Consider the following 18,339-nt stretch of genomic DNA (forward strand, 5'->3'; position numbering starts at 1 on the left):
CTCTTTTTTCAAATATAACGTTTATATAACGTTATTATATTTTACTGTTATACTTAATGCAAGACTATTCTGTCTTTTTTTAAAGTAAAAGGAAATTTTCTGGGTTTCTTTAAATCTTTTAATCCACTAAAACTTTAAAGGGCGAAGTTTCCACTTTGATAGAATCTGTCGGACAACCCTCCGCCGCATCATCCAGATCATCAAATAAACCTTCTGCGACCTCTGCAGTTCCTTCATTTTCATCCAGGATGACAAATGCCACTCCCTCATCATTGTAATCAAAGATTTCAGGTGCAGCGGCACCGCATGCAATGCAGGTTTCTTGATCCACAACTGTATATTTTGACAAGAGGCCCTCCTCCTTCTCCATTTAATGATTGGCTCCATCTTCTCTTCCATTAAGAGATAAACCCATATTTAAACACGATTGCATCCGCTTTATGTATGGCGTTTACTTGTTCGATTTCTTCAGCTCCACTTATTCCAATCGATACTTCAGCTGGAAAGAACTGAACGACAGAATCGTCCGGTTTAACATCCATATTCATGAGCATGGAATTTACAAACGAATGACTTCATCCTTCCGCTTATCAACGACACGAATCGCTTTTCCTTCTGAACGGGGAATGCTTTTTGGGATGTTGACAACAATATCCATCGTGACAAGACATGCGGATTTCAAATGATGCTGAACCGTTTTCCTTAATCTCTCTACATTCCCATGCGTTAAGTCTTCTTCAATCTCTTTGTAGAAACCGCTTTCAATTTCAATGTGCAATTCAACACCATCCATATTTCCCTTCTTAACGAGATGAATCTGATAGTGCGGCACAATTCCCTCCATTTGGAATAACACACGCTCTATTTCAGATGGAAATACATTCACTCCCCTGACTATGATCATATCATCCGTTCTGCCCTTAACACGGGACATTCTAGTTGTCGTACGCCCGCATTTACACGGTTCATGTGTAATTGAGGCGATGTCCCCTGTACGGTAACGAATGATTGGAAGCGCTTCCTTTGTAAGGCTGGTGAATACAAGTTCCCCATCTTCGCCGTCCTCAACCGGTTCAAGCGTGTCCGGGTTAATGACCTCGACAAGAAAATGGTCTTCTGCGATATGGAGTCCATCCTGTGCTTCATGACATTCAATCGCAACTCCCGGCCCCATGATTTCACTTAATCCGTAAATATCGATGGCTTTCAATTTTAGTTTCCTCTCAAGTGTTGCCCTCATTGCCTCCGACCATGGCTCAGCTCCGAAAATTCCGTACTCAAGCCCATTATCAGCAGGATCAATTCCCATCTCTTCCATCTTTTCAGCGATATTCAAAATATAAGTAGGGGTTCCGCAAATGCCTCGCGGTTTAAAGTCATTGATGATCGTAATCTGCCTATCGGTATTCCCCCCTGAAATGGGTACTGTCGCAACTCCTAGCTTTTCTGCCCCGCAATGCAAGCCCAGCCCCCCTGTAAACAGACCATATCCATATGCGTTATGGAAAATATCTGACTTGCGGCCTCCTGCAGCTACAATTCCACGTGCGACGATAGTTGCCCAGTTTTCCAAATCATTTTTCGTATACCCGACAATTGTAGGCTTTCCGCTCGTTCCGGATGAACCATGAATACGTGTTACATCCTCCATCGGAACGGCAAATAAACCGAATGGATACTGATCACGAAGCGTCTGTTTTTTTGTAAAGGGAAGCTTTATCACATCGTTTAGAGTTTGAATATCTTCTGGTTCCAGGCCCATCTCCCTAAACTTTTCTCTGTAATAAGGTACATTTTCATAAACATGGCTAATCGTTTTTTTAAGGCGTGCCATTTGTAAACTTTCCATTTCAGCACGCGAAGCCGTTTCAACTTCCGGATTGTACATTTTTTCAGTCCCCCTCAATTTTACTATTGTCCCACCGACATTCATAACAGTAATAAAACGGAGAATAAATTATTGTTATGATTTAGTTCAAGATTAATACGTCATTTCTACGTTGTCAATCATGTTTTTATAATTCAGACAAAATGACTGAATAGACAAAATACTAATTTACTAAATTTTCAGACTATGTTAATTTTAACAATGATATATCATTTTATCAAACACTCGTTTTAAAAACGTACTACTTAAAAGGGGGCTTACCATGGAATCACAGGCTAAAAATGGGCATTCACCATCAGGACATGACAGAGGAAATAAGTATCGTCAATTAATTGAAACGGAAGAATTCAAGGAACTAATCCAAAGGAAAAAAGCTTTTATCGTACCTGTCACTCTCTTCTTTCTTGCTTTTTATTTTGTTCTGCCAATTTTAGCTGCTTATAGCGAAGTGTTGAAAGGCGAAGCCTTCTTCCATATTACTTGGGCTTGGGTATACGCACTCCTCCAATTTGCCGTCGTATGGATAGGGGGAATCGTCTATATAAAAAAAGCAGCGAAGTACGACAAGATGGCAAAAAAAATCTTGAATAAATATGAGAAGGAGCTTGGCGAATGAGCATTTTATCCCTCACGCTTTTTTTGGGCATCATCTTGTTAACGCTTACTATAACCTATTACTCTTCTAAGAAGACGAAAAATGCCAGTGATTTTTATACGGCCGGCGGCGGATTGACAGCATGGCAGAATGGATTGGCCGTGGCAGGTGACTTTATGTCAGCCGCATCTTTCCTCGGAATTACGGGTGCAATCGCACTGATTGGTTTTGATGGCTTTTACATGAGCATCGGGAACCTTGTTGCCTTTCTTGTCTTATTGTATCTAGTGTCGGAACCACTACGCAATCTAGGTAAGTTTACGCTGGCAGATATGATTTCAGCACGCTTCAAATCAAAAAAAGTGCGAGGGATAGCTGCGGCTAACACACTTGTCATTTCAATCTTTTACATGATTGCCCAACTTGTCGGTGCAGGAGGATTAATTAAACTCTTGCTCGGCATCGATTATTGGCTATCCGTACTGCTTGTCGGTGTACTGATGACGATTTATGTGATTTTCGGAGGGATGACAGCGACAAGCTGGGTGCAGATCACCAAGGCGGTTCTCTTGCTAGGCGGTTCTGCCGTGTTGACGTTCATCGTATTTTCGCGTTTTAATTTCAACATTTCAGAAATGTTCCATCATGTCCAAACTGCAACACCGCTCGGAAAGGATTTTTTGAATCCAGGAAATAAATACACCGATGGACTCGACATGATTTCATTCAATATGTCGCTTGTCCTTGGAGCAGCCGGCCTTCCGCATTTACTCGTCCGCTTCTTTACAGTAAAGGACGCAGCTACTGCAAGGAAATCCGTCGTATATTCCACATGGTTTATAGGGGTATTTTTCATCATGACGATTTTCCTTGGTTTCGGCGCTGCATCTTTCGTCGGGTTTGAGCGGATCGTCGATGCAAACCCGGCTGGAAACATGGCCGCTCCTCTTCTTGCATTAACCATTGGAGGTGAATTTTTATTCGCATTCGTTTCTGCGGTAGCATTTGCCACGATTTTAGCGGTTGTATCCGGTCTTGTTTTAACATCGGCATCCGCTTTTGCACATGATATATATGGTGAAATCATCAAAGATGGAAATATTACGGGAAAACAGCAAGTACTCGTTGCCCGATTGGCTTCTGTCGGCGTAGCGGTCATTTCGATTCTACTTGCTTTATTCGCACAATCAATGAATGTCGCTTTTCTTTCAGTCCTCGCGCTTGGGATTGCTGCCAGTGCCAATTTACCGATCATCCTTTGCACAATATATTGGAAACGCTTCAACTCAACCGGAGCGATCACAGGAATGTCATTCGGGTTACTCAGCTCCATCATACTGGTCATGCTTAGCCCCAATGTATGGAACCCGGAACCTGGAATGGGGATTTTCACAGGCGATCCCCTCTTTACGATGAGCAACCCGACCATTTTCACCGTGCCGCTCGGCTTTATTGGAGCTTATTTAGGCACAATCTTGTCAAAGGCAAAAGATGAGGAAAACAGTTTTGCTGAAGTACTGTTCAAATCAAACACCGGATATGGGATAAGTTCAGCAAAAGACCATTAAAAAGGGGGATTTCCATGACCGCACATTTAGATAAGGATATTCACGAATTGCATTACGATCAAATCAAACAAGTACTAGTCGACGAACCATATGCTTCTTTTCTAGGAATGAGATTGACGAAACTCGGTCCCGGCACAGCGGAAGCAGAATTGATTCCAAGTGACCACATGCTAAATAGCCACGGAACGGTTCATGGTGCCATTATCTTTTCACTTGCTGATTACGTGTTCGCAGCAGCCAGCAATTCATATGGCAAAATAGCGGTTGGCGTTTCAAACAACATCAATTTCTTATCAGCTGGCAAACGGGGTGAAACTTTAACTGCCAGAGCGGAAGAGATCAAGAAAAACCATAAACTGGCCTGGTATAAAATAGACGTGTTAAATGAAAGGGAATTGATTGCAACCATGGAAGCGATGGTATTCAGGAAAAATCAATATTTCGTTGACCAAGTTGAATAAGTAACGTTTGAAACCGGACAAGCAATCCATTTGTCCGGTTTCCTCTCCCTTGATTTGCCAAGGATACGTAAGCATAGAAAAAAAGGGGGATTCCCGATTGGAATCCCCCCTCCCCTATTTTATAACCCTTCTTCTGGTTATTGACCGCAATACGGAAATCTATCACTATTAACGACTCCCCGCACTCCCGTTCACTTATCCCATCCGTCTGATTAGCGATTTTCCCTCCATGCCTTTTCGATGATCATTGCCAGGATTGCTGAAATGCACATGGACATCCATTAATCAAAGAGATCCTTGTGATGCTACCATTTTCTCCTTCTTTCCTACATATACATCAAGCGCAGCCTGCAAAGCCTCTCCCCGATTAACTTGGAACCCTTGGCGCAAAAGGACAGCTTCCAAAGAGGCCAATACAAACAGGATGTTTTCTTTCCTGCAACTGAATCCCATAGTCCCGATTCTCCAGATTTTCCCGTGAAGCGGACCAAATGAGGAAGCGATTTCGATGCCAAATTCATTCAACAGCATGTCTCTTACAGCTTCACCATCGATTCCTTTTGGAATTTCAATGCAAGTTACACATGGAAGTTTGTTTTTCCCATCCCCGAATAACATTAGTCCCATTGCCTTGATCCCTTCAACGAGAGCAGCTTCGTGGAGTTCATGACGGGCAAAGCGCGTTTCCAGACCTTCTTCGAGCACAAGGCGCAATCCTTCACGTAACGCATAAATCATGGAAGTTGCTTCTGTATGATGATTCAAACGACGCGGTCCCCAATAATCCTGCAGCATGCTTAAATCGAAATAATTACTGGCGATCGGACGGCTGAGCGAAACCTGTTGGTTGTCTTCATCCGTGGCAATACCACGTTCCACCTTTTTGCGGGACTGGATGATTTCTTCTATTCGCTCATTATACGTAATCGGTGCCATACCGGAAGGAACGGACAAGCATTTTTGTGTCCCTCCTATCAATCCATCAATACACCATTCATCCACCTTAACATCTGTGCCCCCGATGGAGGCAACCGCATCCACAACAAGCAGGACACCCAATTCACGGCAGGCCCGCCCGATTTCCTTCAAAGGCTGCATACAACCAGTGGAGGTTTCCCCATGCACGATTGCTGTTATTTTTGGGGAGACTTTCTTGATTTCCGCAATGACTGCTTGCGGTTCGAACACTTCTCCCCAAGGACATTCCATCGTATGGACTTCAGCTCCGTATCGCTCACAGATTTCCACCAATAAATGACCGAACCTTCCGAATATAGGAACCAGTACCTTATCCCCCGGCTCAATGATGCTGCATAGAATCGCTTCATTACCGGATCTTGAGGTGCCATCTATCGGGAACGCCCATTTATTTTTAGTTTGAAAAACCAAACGCAGCATTTCCATCACTTCATTCATGATAGTGGTGAATGCAGGATCGAATTGCCCCAATATCGGTGTGCTCATCGCCCTTAAAACACGCGGGTCAACTTCGACCGGTCCTGGTGTCATGATCGTTCTCATCGGTGCATTCAATTCTGAATATGCCATTTTTACCAACTCCTTCAAAAGGCTATTTTATAAAGTATTTCATTCAAAAATCCGATTCCCTTATCCATATCCATCGCAACAGGTTTGACACCCATCCATTGTGAAACCCCAGCCTCATTTCCGCTTTCTTTGCCAGGGAATCGAGAGTCGAAAATGTCCTTACAAAACCTTTCAAAAACCTCTTCCTCTCCGATGCCATTCGGAACATTGAATTCCGAAGCCAGACGACAGCATCCTTCCTGTATCCAATGGGAGTGGTGCCCGCATGATCACTCTTAATGATTTTCACCGTATAAAGGCGGTGACGCCCCATCCTTGTCCGTTTCCATATGGGAACTGGTCGGAATGATTCCACCGGAGGGACCCCCTAAATCATACACTAACAAAATATATAATAAGTTTTTTCCCATCCTCAGCTTTCATTGCCTGCTGTGCGCTCATCCTTTCCTTGGAATATAATATCCGTGTCACCCCATTACTCTCTGTTGCCCCGAAAAATGCCAACCATTCTATCATCGAACGCAACATCATCCTTTTCATCTATTAATTTTTCATTTTGATTGCCCATCATATCGCTTCCCTTCGCAATAGCCTTTGATGTCATGAACATTCACAAAATTTATATCATCTATTATTTTACTTGCTTTCGCATTTAACTTCATTGACAATTTTGTTAGTATTTCGGTGTTTTTTTGTGCAAAATAACCAACTGAAAGACAACCAATAATGTGTATATATACAGATTTCTATGAGAACTTTTATTACAGGCAGCTCCTCATCATATTAAATGGTTTTTTTTAGTTAATTGAGATGCTAGTTCCACTTATGCCGGCCAAATTAACTTTTGATGGACTGCAAACCTAAAAAGATGATGTCTAATCTTTGTTACATCTAATTCACATATGTTTTATTTGCTTTTTCTTTTTATAAAGAATTAGACCAAAATGGGGAACAAGTAATCGTGATTACTTGTTCCCCATTTTATCGAATACTCACTCATTTTTATCCGAAGCCCCGTATGAATTACTGGTTGAAGTTAAGATCTGACACTATGCTAAGCCTCATGTATTTAATAACATTGCATCTGGTTGGTCTGATGCCCCAGAAATCACTTAATGTTTACACTTATTTTCCTTCGCTTCAATGCGTCGACGATGCAGGATAGGCTCAGTATACCCACTTGGTTGGTTATAGCCTTGAAACACTAGGTCGCATGCAGCTTGGAACGCCACTGAGCTGTCGTAATTATCCGCGATACATTGATAGGCTGAATCTCCACTGTTTTGTTCATCCACTACTTTAGCCATTCGTTGTAAAGTCTCCAAAACCTGTCCTTTTGTACAAATTCCGTGGTGAAGCCAGTTAGCGATATGCTGACTCGAAATTCTTAGTGTGGCACGGTCTTCCATCAACCCTACATTATTGATATCTGGTACTTTGGAACAACCAATTCCTTGTTCTACCCAACGTACAACATAACCGAGGATACCTTGGGCATTGTTATCCAGCTCTTGCTGAATTTCTTCCGGACTCCATTCGGGGTTTTGAGCCACCGGGATTTCCAAAATATCATCACGTAAATTTACTGGATTCTTTTTCAACTCATCTTGCACCTTTTTTACATCCACTTGATGATAATGAAGAGCATGCAATGTCGCTGCAGTCGGTGAAGGCACCCATGCTGTATTCGCCCCCGCTTTCAGATGGCCAATCTTTTGCGTTAGCATTTCCGCCATCATGTCAGGTATTGCCCACATTCCCTTACCAATTTGAGCTCGACATTGAAAACCGGTTGCTAGACCTACATTGACATTCGATTTTTCATAACCTTGTAGCCATTTTGATCCTTTCATGTTATTTTTGAGGATCATAGGTCCAGCTTCCATAGAAGTAAGAATTTCGTCTCCCGTTCGATCTAAGAACCCTGTATTAATAAATGCCACTCTTTCTTTAACTTGGCGGATACAAGCTTTCAAGTTCAATGAAGTTCGACGTTCTTCGTCCATAACACCAATTTTCAGTGTATTTCGCTGTAGACCAAGCATGTCTTCCACACGATCAAAGAGCTCATTGGCAAAAGCCACCTCTTCGGATCCATGCATTTTTGGCTTAACGATATAAACTGATCCTTTAGATGAATTTTGATATTTACCATTCCCCAACAAGGAATGTTTGGCAAGTAAACTAGTCATGACTGTATCCATAATCCCTTCAGGAATCTCCTCACCATTTGCATCCAGGACTGCGTTTGTGGTCATTAAATGTCCCACGTTACGGACAAACATAAGTGAACGGCCAGGTAAAGAGAATTCTTCTCCATTTGGAGCTCTGTATAAACGATCCGGGTTCATTGTACGTGTCATCAATTTATTATCCTTTTTGAAAGTTACAGCCAGATCCCCCCTCATAAGACCTAACCAATTTCGATAGACCAGGACTTTATCATCAGCATCCACTGCCGCAACAGAATCCTCACAATCCATAATGGTCGTAAGAGTAGATTCCATTAGAATGTCCTTAACGCCTGCTTTATCTATTTTACCGATCGGATGACTTCTATCAATCTGAATTTCAAAATGCAACCCATTATTTTTTAATAATATCGCCGATGGCTTTCCGTATTCACCTTGATTGCCAACTAGCTTAGATTCCTCTACTAAACTCGTAATTTCTCCATTTTTGAGTGTAACAGCTAATTTCCCATCTACTACTGTATATTTCACAGCGTCTTTATGTGAATGATCCTTTAAAGGAGTTACTTGATCAAGAAAATCCTTTGCAAATGAAATGACTTCTCCACCGCGTACTTCATTGTAGCTCCCTTCTCGGTAGGCTTCTTCTTTTTCGCTAATAACATCTGTACCATATAGGGCATTATAAAGGCTTCCCCACCTTGCATTTGAAGCGTTAATAGCATAACGAGCATTATCAACCGGGACAACTAGCTGCGGACCGGCTTGGAAGGCAATTTCATCATCTACCCCTTCTGTGGTAATATGAAAGTCTTCTCCTTCAGGTTCGAGATAGCCAATTTCTTGTAAAAATGTTTTATATTCAGCAAAGTCCATCTCTTTATTTTCCCTGTGCCATGTATTGATTTTGGTTTGAATTTCATCACGACGAGCTAATAATTTTTTGTTTTTTGGAGACATGTCATGTACCAATTTTTCAAAATCATCCCAAAATTGTTCCTGATTCAGTCCGCTTCCAGGCAGCCCATCTTTATTGATAAATTCAAAAAGTATCGAAGCCACTTGAAGATTACCTACTTTCACATATTCTCCCATGATGTATTCCTCCTCTAAAATTAGTTTGACTCCCGGCATACGCCGAGATAATTTTCTTAAACCAGGTAATCTCTCCTCCCTTTGAACGGGTTCAATACTTAGTTTGTTTTCGATTTCAAGTTCTCAAATTTATTGTTTTGTTTTCTTATAATCAATTTCAAGTTTATCGTTAGAGGTGTCAAATATAGTCAGTATGGTATGAACACCTTTTTTCTTCACTCGCAAAATGAAAGCCCATTTTTTTTAAAATAATCACTTTACTTTTCCATCTTCAGGTAGATAGATCGGTTACTGCCCGACCTCCAACTTATTCATTAATTTATTCCAATTAATGAATTTCTCCAAAAAGATCGATATAATGACACCCATAATGAGACCATTTGTAATGAAAGGCTGCAAGAGGACAGGTATACTGCCGAATAATGCTGGCGGGATGTTCATAATGCTAACTCCAACTAGGACCGGCCCTGCTAAACGGAGTATCGTTTCAGAGTTGAATAACGTTCCTTTCAGACTGTTTAATGCGGTCCCGAACAATTGAAGGTATGCGACAAATAAAACAGCGTTACCTATTGTTAATGGTATTGTTCCTAAGAATCTCCCTAATGGCGGAATAACTCCAAGGAGAGTAAACAAAAATCCGCTTATAATGAATGGCTTTCGTTTGAATAAATTGGTACTTTGTAAAAAACCTATCGTAGATGTAAATGGTGTAAAAGGGACCAAGCCAAAAATCGAAGTGATAAACGCAAAAATACCTGTTACAAAAATAGATCTCCTGTATTGACTATGTTCCACCTTTTCCTTGTAAACATCGGCAACTGCTTGAATAGAAGCGAAAGAATTCGTTAAATTCAGAAGGACAGCAAAGAAGGAAACAAAAATAATACCAATATTCAAGTTTGGAGTTCCAAGGGGAAAGAAAGTGAATGCCATACCTGAAGAGCTAGCCGTCGGAAGATCTGAAGGGAAAATAAATCGATATAATGACCACCCTACGATAATTCCGATCAGGATTGAAAAATTGCCTAGTATTTTCCCTCCTTTAATCTTTAAAAAGCCGACGAAGATGACAATCAAGATTGAAAACAAACTGACAGGGAGATCAATTGTTCCACTTTCGGTTATTTTAAACATACCTTTGAAGAAAATAAAGATGAGCTGAAAGGTCAGTAAAAATATATAAACACTTATCACCATCGGCTTAATTACTTTTTGTATGATATAAATCAGGTTAAATGCCGCTAGCAGTACGGTTACAGCTCCAGCTAGCAAAATACCTGTTGCAATTCCTCCCCCTACGGTTGCAAAATCCAATCCGAGTGCAGATGCAGAGATGCCCATATTTATCATCAGACCCCACATTAGCCCTGAATGGCTGTCCAATAATGGATAACGATGCCCAACCCATGCCTGCAGAATACAGGATATTCCGGTAAAGATAAAGGAGCACCTTATCGTCATTTCAATTGTTTCTGTAGGAAGCTGGAATGCTGCTCCTACAGAAATTGGTACGACAACCGTATTGGCAAAAATAAAAATAAGCCACTGTAAAGAGGAGAATAATGTTACAGTAACTCCTTGCTGTTTCATCTTAATCATCACCATTTCCGATTTCTGGATTTTTATAAAATCTGTTTGCTAGTTTTTAAGGAAGCCAATCGTAGAAATTACAAAATCATTACTTTTTATAAATAAAAATATAAGCGAAGCGCTGTCTTCACTACAATCGCTTCGCCTTAATCACTTTTTTGTTTTTTAAAAGAAGAAACTTAAATTATTTTATAATGTTTAATAAACTTAGCATTTTTTTAATATCTTGTTATATCCATAGGCAATGCCCCTGCAGCAAAGCCTACAAACATGAATCGGCTGTTTCCTGTATTTCGCATTCCATGAATTTGATTAGGCTTGGCCAATACTACCATTCCTTTTCTGATCGTGATCTCATTCTCGAGGTCAGGGAAGTATGTTCCTTCCCCCTCAATGCAGACCCAAATATCATCAACATTCGAATGGGAATGTAAATATACTTCCTGCTCAGGTTCAAGACACCAAACTGCCCCAACAGTTTTATCCGTTTCATAGAAATAATTTTTTTGTGGTGCATTAGAATCGAATTTTGCTATTTTATCGATTTCAAAAACTCTTTCCTCTATTATCGACTTTTTGTTCAAAATTACATTCTGGTCCATACCTCAGCACCTCTTTTATATTTAATGGTTTTGAATTACACTTACCGGATCTCCCTAAAATACAATTCTGCCCGCATTAAATCTCTTGAAGTTGTCATCTACTCATTTCTTCTATATGATGTGACCTTTTACAAGGATGCATCACGATTACAATCTTTAGAGTAAACATATGTTAAATTTTCTCTGCCTACCGCATAGGCTGCTTGATGTACATATGGACCCATAAAAATGTAATCTCCTTTCTTTACAGGAACCCACTGATTATCCAGATTATACATCCCTTCTCCCGAGAGTAAGTAGGCTCCATGTTCTTGCACATGTGTTTCGATGAATGGATGAGATGCAGCAGGATCAAAGGAAAGAATATGAAAATTCATATCAAAATCTATATCAGCAGGCAAAAGATCCTTGAGATGGACATTATGCATATCATCATAAATCCTGAATTCGATGTTGTTCGCATGGTTTGAATGAACCCATGGCCTCCGTCCTTCAAGCGGACGATACTTTTGCTTATATAGGAAAAGTTTAGAATCTCCATCCGATTGGTTTTCTAAATACATCTTTGTTCCGGGCGGACAATATAAATAACCGCTTTCATCGAGGACAAACTCCTGTTCACCCGCAGCAGCTTTTATTTTCCCTTCAATAACATAGACAAATGTCTCAACATCTTCTTGTCCACCAAACCCCTCGCTGTTCTTTCCATCCTTTTGCATTGTCACAATGTAATCGACAAAACTTGCTCCAAGCTTTGGAGAACCCAAAATGGAAATGATACAATTCTCAAATCCCGGAATAACATTATTAACCAATCCTTCAGGTGCAATTAACGCATATTTACCGTGCTCAATTATTGATCTGCTTGCTAATAAATCTTTAGGATAACCCATCTTTTAAACTCTCCTTTTAATCGTATTTTATTTGAAATATGTGACTCATGGTGTGCCCATTTCCCGCTATTAATAAACTTATAATTGTAGCTTCTTTTCATATATTATTAGCTTGTGTTAGAAACGATTAAGTCCCTTATATAAATATTAACCGCTTTCATTTAATTAGTCTTTATGCCTAATTGATAAAAACGTTTTATATTTTTGTTCATTATAGATAAAAAGATTTTCTCCAGTCCTTTATGCTTAACAATCCTAGATTTTAATTTTTTCCACAGTGGTAATGCTTCCATTTTCAAAAACAATATCCCCATTGACGATCGTTGTTGTTACTTGCCCTTTGAATGTCCTGCCAACATAAGGCGACTGCTGATGGCGGTAGAACAAATCTTCCTTTTTCAGCTCGAAGCTTTTGTTCAGATTAACTATCGCCAGATCAGCGTCGCTATCAACGGCTATTATCCCTTTATGGGGATAAAGGCCAAATAACTTAGCTGGATTCGTTGATGTTAATTCAACAATTTTCCCCAGAGGAAGATTACGGTTGAAATGCCCCTCTGTCAACATAATATTGAGTGTAGATTGGGCACCGGAAATCCCACCCCAGGCACTGAAAAAGTCATCATTTATTACTTCTTTCATAGAGGCAGGTGCTGGTGAATGGTCGGATGCTATTACGTCAATTTCACCGTTTGCTACAGCTTCCCATAATTGTTCCACTTCTTCATCATCACGCAGGGGAGGGCAGCATTTTGCCAAACCGCCTTTTTCCTCTAAATCTTTTAATGTCAAAGATAAATAATGAGGGCATGTTTCTACCGTAATATCCAGGCCTCTTTGTTTTGCCTGATTGATGACTTCCACTACTTTGCGGCTGCTCGCATGAACAATATGCAGTTTACACCCTGTAGCTTCTGCATATGAAATTATTCTTCTTACCGCTTCAATTTCGGAAATTATCGGTCTTGATTCGACGAAGTCTTTTGCAGTCGTCTTTTTTTGTCTTTGTTTTTCTTGTGCAAGCTGATCACAAATCACTGTACTTTCAGCATGAACGGCTAAAAGTGAACCTACAGAGGCAATTTCTCTCATCCCTTTAAAAATCGTACTATCATCGACATGATTGAAATCGACAATTCCGCTCGGTGACATAAAAGCTTTAAATCCAATTACTCCATTTTCATCAAGTTCCTTAATATTCTCAATATTTTCCGGTATAAGTCCACCCCAAAAGCGGCAATTGACTACCGACTTTTCTTCGGAGCAAGCTCTCTTTAATGCCAAATATTCTTTATTGATTGTTGGTGGTGTACTGTTCAATGGCATATCAAAATAGGTTGTCACCCCACCTGCCGCTAAACTTCTGCTACCAGTTTGAACACCTTCCCACTCAGTTCTGCCTGGCTCGTTGAAATGAACATGAGTATCAATTAATCCTGGGAGGATGTGCTGCCCCTCAGCATTAATTTCTCTTGTTGCTAAAGCATCAATATTTTTTCCGATAGTCACTTCTTTAATTTTCCCTTCCTTAATTGCAATATCTCCTTGAACAATCGAATCAAACATTACAAGATTTCCATTTCTAATGAGTAAATCATATGTAGCCATAGGTTCATTCCTTTCTGTGGGAAATCAAATTTTTAAAAACTTTTAAGGAGAATCCTCTTTTACAAGTTGCATAATGAAGAAACGAACATCTTGCTTTTGCAGCTGAAATCGTATTCGGAATTAAATACAACTATTCTGAACATCGTTTTGAGATTTAGTAGATTCCGCTAAAACTTCTATCAAGCAATTTTGGAATGAAACTCACAATCCATCTCCCCAACTTAATCGCATCCACCTTTATGAAGACAGGAAGCGAGATGCGCAGCCTTGGCTGTTACCTTGTTTTGTACGGCACCCTCACCAAGGCCGTCAACACTGATCAATTTTTTAAATATTCGGACTCTTTTCCTGACTATTTCACGTTTCCATCAATTAAGCCCCTTTAACCACATCCTCTCGTTCCTGTTGCGCTTTTTAAACAAGGCTCTTTTCTTAAAGATTGTTGTTTTTAAAACGAAACTATTTTAGGTTGATTGGAGCGGAAGTGCAAGACTCCTGCGGGAGCAGCGGGACAGGTGAGACCCCACAGGCGTTTACGCCGAGGAGGCTCACCGCCCGCCCCGCGGAAAGCGAGCACCTGGAGGGGCAATCAACCACACTGCACTACTTCGTAAATAGCAACAAAGTATGCGAAAACAGCCTTAAACAAAAACAATATAGATGAACGAATGCGAGCATCGTACCTGAGAAAAATGATAGAGAACTGGCGGATTGTATACGCTTCAAAATATAAATATAGTTTCTAAATATAATAAGAACTTGGGATTTATGGAATGTAAAAAAAAATCTTGAAAACAGTTTCATTAACCTTCAATCCTCTATACAATTGATTATAAGCCGATTCATTCATAAAATCATTATGCGATGTAAACAATTTCCATTTAAATTTTTGTCCAAATTTAACAAGGTTCGTTTGCTTCCCTTTCTAGTAATAAAAACTGACAAAATGTAGAATTAGAAGGTGTATGATGAAAAAGGTAGAAGATTTATTTATCGTTGATGTGTTTCAAGAAGCCAAAATTATCGCTGGACATGCCGGACTTAAAAGGAAAGTAGAATCAATTGAGATTTCAGAAACACCAGATGCCATCAATTTTTTAGCTAAGAACTCCCTATTATTGACAACAGGATACGCTTTTAAAAACGACCCCCATGCATTATGCAATCTCATTTCCCAAATTAATGAACTTCCATGTGCAGGGATTGCCATTAAACTTAAAAGATTCATTGATGAGATCCCGCAGGATGTAATCGAATTGGCCGATTCATTAGAATTTCCAATTATTCAAATTCCAGAGACATTAACATTAGGTGCGGTTGCTCATCAATTATTAAGCTTTATATGGGATAACCAAATTGAAGAGTTATTCTATGCGATGCATATTCACAAGGAATTTACCAATATGATGATAAAAGGCTACAGTCTGAATTCTTTAATTGAAAATCTTGGCTCCCTATTAAAATGTCCTGTTCTCCTACTTGATCCTATTGGTGATGTGACATCCTTTTCTCATCACTTTCGTACAGGAAATATGAAAATCGTTATGAAAAATGTTCAAGAACAAATTAAACGTGATATAGAAACATACCTAGAGAAAAACCAGCTTACTATCGACATCCAAAATACGGACATTTCTATAAAAATGTTTCGGGTGAAAACAATGCGTCCCTATCCCTATTTTCTATTAATTCTTCACCCTGAGAAGCTTTCATATCCATCTTCACAATTAGCTATAGAACAAGCATCAACAGTCATTTCATTCACGCTGCTTAAAAACGAGGCTATTAGAGAAAACAGTCGTTTGTTAGAAAATAACTTTTTTGCTTCCCTTGTTGATGGAAAGATTTCTAACAAACAAGAAATTATTCATAGGGGAAAACAGCATGGCTTAATCGACAATATGAAATATGTATGCATTGTATGTAAGATTGATGATGATAAACAAAACGCTTTACAAAAAAGTGCAGACATAATGAATAGATTATACGACTATTTATATAAATTTTTACATAAATCATTTTTAAAAATAGATACTAACAACATCGTTTTTATGAAAGATGGATATTTTGTTATTTTGATGCAAGCTCCTCTGAATATTAATGATTCGATTAAAAGCATAATAGAAGAACGGCTGAAGGAGTTCCAGAATGAGGCTTATTCAAATCTAAAAATTTCGTTGTCGTTTGGAGTTGGTAACTTTTCTAATGACCTTACCTATATCCACCTTACATACGAAGAGGCAGTGGAGGCATGGACAAATGGGGCTGAACTGTTTCAAAATAAATTTATCAACTTTTACGAGACCAAGCAATTAATCGAACTGATTCGGTTAATTCCCGAAAAAGATTTAAAAAAATTTTATGAAAATACTTTACGTTCTTTATCCTACCCGAAAAATAAAGATGAAAAAGACTTAGTTAATACCTTATTGGTATATTTGGATAATAATTGTGAACTTGCTATTACATCCAGGAAACTGTTTGTTCACCGTAATACCGTTAAATACCGAATTGCCAAATGTGAGGACATGTTGAATTATTCCGTTCATGATGCAAAAAACTCACTTCATTTACGTATAGCTTTACTCATGAGTTCAATTTTCAGGGGTAATAGTGATTAATAAGTTATTGTAATCACTACTAAAGCAGATATTGACTGAAGGTAAACTGCTCCACGCAGACAGAGATCAATATAAAGAGTAAATCTCGACTTTATTTTCTGGAAGTGTCTTGGATTATGGAGGAATCCAGGAATTTCAGTGGCTTTTTTAAATTACATTGGATCATTGTCGATACGCATGACTGTTTCATCGAATGAAGGATCTTTGTCCTATAATTGAAATGTATTCATTTTGAAAAAACTCGTGTTCCGATACAGTCGGATCACGAGTTTTTTTGTAAGTTCTCTTTTAGTTGATAGCTAAAACTTATAAGTTCCTCAATATTGTTTTGTGGCTATCTTAATCACTGTAGAGTAAAGGACTCTAGCTCCTGCACCCATATCTTCTACAGTCACGAATTCATCTGGGTGATGACTGAGACCATCTTTACAACGAACGAAAATCATTGCAACATTCGTTACATCCGCCATAGCCATTGCATCGTGACCAGCACCGCTTACAAGACTGATAGGACTGCCATCCAATTCGCTAATGGTCTCCTCGATTACTTTAATCAATTGTTCATCACAGTATACAGGATCAGCTTCCATGACCTGTTCAAAATGAATTTGGAGTCCTCTAGCTTTTGCTACTCTTTCACCTTCAGTTAATATGGCATCAATGGCTTTTTTCTTACGATCCACATTTAAATCACGGATATCCAGCGTTCCTGTTACAAGGCCAGGTATTACATTACTAGCACCCGGACTTACAGTAAGTTTTCCAATGGTCGCCACTAATGGTTCATTTTGGATAGCGATGTTCTCAATGTAGGAAATGAGATCACTAGCTCCTAAAAGCGCATCTTGTCTAAGGGCAACAGGAACTGTCCCTGCATGTCCAGGTTTCCCGATAATTTCAAAATAAAATCTTGTAGCACCAGCAATCCCACGAACTATGCCGACAGGTTCATTCTCCTTCTCAAGCACAGGCCCCTGTTCGATATGAAGTTCCAAATAAGCGAGAAGTTCTTCTGGAGTACGACTAGCGTCTTTATAAGCATATGGGTCAGCAATACCAATTCCTTTTAACGCTTCAGCAATTGTTATTCCTTGCTCATCTGCTCTTTCTAAATCTTCAGCAGTAAAAGTTCCTGCAATCGCTTTACTACCAAGGAAAGTTGAGTGAAACCTTACTCCTTCCTCATCACAAAAACCTACCACTTCGATTGGATTGTATAATATAATGCCATTATCCTTAAGAGTTTGAACAACTTCTATTCCAGTTATAACTCCTAGAATCCCATCATATTTACCTGCTTCAATCACGCTATCTAAATGTGAACCAATCATTAAAACTGGAGCTGTGGGATCTTTCCCTTCATAACGTCCGATTATATTATTAAGAGCATCTTTTCTTACCGTCATCCCAGCTGCTTTCATCCACTCTTCAACTAGACTTTCTGCTTTTAAACTTTCCACTGTGAAAGGTAGTCTAGTGACACCAACAGTTGTGGATGAACAAGCAGCAAGTTCTTCGGTTCTAGTGTTGATTCTTATAGCATCAACATCCTTCTGAAGTTTAACCAATCGATCACTTCCCTGCCAATTTAATCTCTAAGTAAAATTTTTGTTATTTAAATCCAGTTACTTAATATGCAAAGTCATATTAACACTTTATTTAGTCTTTGCTCAAT

15 protein-coding genes and 1 pseudogene are annotated in these 18,339 nt (G+C 39.4%); 4 read left to right on the forward strand and 12 right to left on the reverse strand.

Annotation, left to right across the window (positions count from 1 at the left end):
- Positions 1 to 118: 118 nt before the first annotated feature.
- The 3 genes from ACFX4H_RS10265 to ACFX4H_RS10275 are packed head-to-tail and all read right to left on the reverse strand — an operon-like array spanning position 119 to position 1,888.
- A complete protein-coding gene (locus ACFX4H_RS10265; protein ID WP_249596961.1) occupies positions 119 to 349 on the reverse strand; it encodes a ferredoxin in 231 nt (76 codons plus the stop codon).
- A 49-nt stretch (positions 350 to 398) separates the two neighbouring features.
- Positions 399 to 548: a hypothetical protein gene (locus ACFX4H_RS10270; RefSeq protein ID WP_161784891.1), complete on the reverse strand. Its 150-nt coding sequence runs from the start codon at positions 546 to 548 to the stop codon at positions 399 to 401.
- A gap of 11 nt (positions 549 to 559) precedes the next feature.
- Positions 560 to 1,888, reverse strand: a complete 1,329-nt coding sequence (locus ACFX4H_RS10275; protein ID WP_377435110.1) for a phenylacetate--CoA ligase family protein — start codon at positions 1,886 to 1,888, stop codon at positions 560 to 562.
- Between the two features lie 262 nt (positions 1,889 to 2,150).
- Between ACFX4H_RS10275 and ACFX4H_RS10280 the strand changes: the two genes are divergently transcribed.
- The 3 genes from ACFX4H_RS10280 to ACFX4H_RS10290 are packed head-to-tail and all read left to right on the forward strand — an operon-like array spanning position 2,151 to position 4,512.
- On the forward strand, positions 2,151 to 2,504 hold the full coding sequence (locus ACFX4H_RS10280; RefSeq protein ID WP_249596958.1) for a DUF485 domain-containing protein: 354 nt from the start codon (positions 2,151 to 2,153) through the stop codon (positions 2,502 to 2,504).
- On the forward strand, positions 2,501 to 4,051 hold the full coding sequence (locus ACFX4H_RS10285; protein ID WP_241636884.1) for a solute symporter family protein: 1,551 nt from the start codon (positions 2,501 to 2,503) through the stop codon (positions 4,049 to 4,051). The genes ACFX4H_RS10280 and ACFX4H_RS10285 overlap by 4 nt, the downstream gene beginning before the upstream one ends.
- A gap of 14 nt (positions 4,052 to 4,065) precedes the next feature.
- Entirely contained in the window at positions 4,066 to 4,512 is a 447-nt protein-coding gene (locus tag ACFX4H_RS10290; protein WP_057275710.1) for a PaaI family thioesterase, read from the forward strand.
- A gap of 285 nt (positions 4,513 to 4,797) precedes the next feature.
- Here ACFX4H_RS10290 and ACFX4H_RS10295 read toward each other — a convergent pair whose 3' ends face one another.
- The 8 genes and pseudogenes from ACFX4H_RS10295 to ACFX4H_RS10330 form a co-directional block, all read right to left on the reverse strand.
- Positions 4,798 to 6,060 (reverse strand): pyridoxal-phosphate-dependent aminotransferase family protein, encoded by a 1,263-nt coding sequence (locus ACFX4H_RS10295; RefSeq protein WP_054397375.1) that lies wholly within the window; start codon positions 6,058 to 6,060, stop codon positions 4,798 to 4,800.
- A 43-nt stretch (positions 6,061 to 6,103) separates the two neighbouring features.
- Positions 6,104 to 6,415, reverse strand: coding sequence for a hypothetical protein (locus ACFX4H_RS10300; protein WP_241636887.1), 312 nt, complete (start codon positions 6,413 to 6,415; stop codon positions 6,104 to 6,106).
- Positions 6,416 to 6,471: 56 nt separating this feature from the next.
- Positions 6,472 to 6,576: pseudogene (locus tag ACFX4H_RS10305) on the reverse strand (hypothetical protein); the annotation flags it as partial.
- A gap of 596 nt (positions 6,577 to 7,172) precedes the next feature.
- Entirely contained in the window at positions 7,173 to 9,347 is a 2,175-nt protein-coding gene (locus ACFX4H_RS10310; RefSeq protein ID WP_377435112.1) for a malate synthase G, read from the reverse strand.
- Between the two features lie 288 nt (positions 9,348 to 9,635).
- Positions 9,636 to 10,940, reverse strand: a complete 1,305-nt coding sequence (locus ACFX4H_RS10315) for a uracil/xanthine transporter (protein WP_377435114.1) — start codon at positions 10,938 to 10,940, stop codon at positions 9,636 to 9,638.
- Between the two features lie 218 nt (positions 10,941 to 11,158).
- A complete protein-coding gene (locus ACFX4H_RS10320) occupies positions 11,159 to 11,542 on the reverse strand; it encodes a cupin domain-containing protein (RefSeq protein WP_194719361.1) in 384 nt (127 codons plus the stop codon).
- A gap of 128 nt (positions 11,543 to 11,670) precedes the next feature.
- Positions 11,671 to 12,435: a (S)-ureidoglycine aminohydrolase gene (gene allE, locus ACFX4H_RS10325; protein ID WP_057275704.1), complete on the reverse strand. Its 765-nt coding sequence runs from the start codon at positions 12,433 to 12,435 to the stop codon at positions 11,671 to 11,673.
- A 255-nt stretch (positions 12,436 to 12,690) separates the two neighbouring features.
- On the reverse strand, positions 12,691 to 14,043 hold the full coding sequence (locus ACFX4H_RS10330; protein WP_034314938.1) for an allantoinase: 1,353 nt from the start codon (positions 14,041 to 14,043) through the stop codon (positions 12,691 to 12,693).
- Positions 14,044 to 15,011: 968 nt separating this feature from the next.
- Between ACFX4H_RS10330 and ACFX4H_RS10335 the strand changes: the two genes are divergently transcribed.
- A complete protein-coding gene (locus tag ACFX4H_RS10335) occupies positions 15,012 to 16,664 on the forward strand; it encodes a PucR family transcriptional regulator (RefSeq protein ID WP_063577191.1) in 1,653 nt (550 codons plus the stop codon).
- A 317-nt stretch (positions 16,665 to 16,981) separates the two neighbouring features.
- Here the strand turns inward: ACFX4H_RS10335 and ACFX4H_RS10340 are convergent, their stop codons facing one another.
- Positions 16,982 to 18,232 (reverse strand): allantoate amidohydrolase, encoded by a 1,251-nt coding sequence (locus ACFX4H_RS10340; protein WP_241636889.1) that lies wholly within the window; start codon positions 18,230 to 18,232, stop codon positions 16,982 to 16,984.
- Positions 18,233 to 18,339: the final 107 nt, after the last annotated feature.

Origin of the sequence: Peribacillus sp. YIM B13477, assembly GCF_042787955.1 — a bacterium.
In the GTDB taxonomy this organism is placed as follows: domain Bacteria; phylum Bacillota; class Bacilli; order Bacillales; family DSM-1321; genus Peribacillus; species Peribacillus frigoritolerans.

Bases quoted from the DNA above. Each gene is read 5' to 3' on its own strand.
- ACFX4H_RS10270 (WP_161784891.1), bottom strand. From the start codon at position 548: ATGAATATGGATGTTAAACCGGACGATTCTGTCGTTCAGTTCTTTCCA.
- ACFX4H_RS10275 (WP_377435110.1), bottom strand. From the start codon at position 1,888: ATGTACAATCCGGAAGTTGAAACGGCTTCGCGTGCTGAAATGGAAAGT.
- ACFX4H_RS10280 (WP_249596958.1), top strand. From the start codon at position 2,151: ATGGAATCACAGGCTAAAAATGGGCATTCACCATCAGGACATGACAGA.
- ACFX4H_RS10285 (WP_241636884.1), top strand. From the start codon at position 2,501: ATGAGCATTTTATCCCTCACGCTTTTTTTGGGCATCATCTTGTTAACG.
- ACFX4H_RS10290 (WP_057275710.1), top strand. From the start codon at position 4,066: ATGACCGCACATTTAGATAAGGATATTCACGAATTGCATTACGATCAA.
- ACFX4H_RS10295 (WP_054397375.1), bottom strand. From the start codon at position 6,060: ATGGCATATTCAGAATTGAATGCACCGATGAGAACGATCATGACACCA.
- ACFX4H_RS10310 (WP_377435112.1), bottom strand. From the start codon at position 9,347: ATGGGAGAATATGTGAAAGTAGGTAATCTTCAAGTGGCTTCGATACTT.
- ACFX4H_RS10315 (WP_377435114.1), bottom strand. From the start codon at position 10,940: ATGAAACAGCAAGGAGTTACTGTAACATTATTCTCCTCTTTACAGTGG.
- ACFX4H_RS10320 (WP_194719361.1), bottom strand. From the start codon at position 11,542: ATGGACCAGAATGTAATTTTGAACAAAAAGTCGATAATAGAGGAAAGA.
- allE (WP_057275704.1), bottom strand. From the start codon at position 12,435: ATGGGTTATCCTAAAGATTTATTAGCAAGCAGATCAATAATTGAGCAC.
- ACFX4H_RS10330 (WP_034314938.1), bottom strand. From the start codon at position 14,043: ATGGCTACATATGATTTACTCATTAGAAATGGAAATCTTGTAATGTTT.
- ACFX4H_RS10335 (WP_063577191.1), top strand. From the start codon at position 15,012: ATGAAAAAGGTAGAAGATTTATTTATCGTTGATGTGTTTCAAGAAGCC.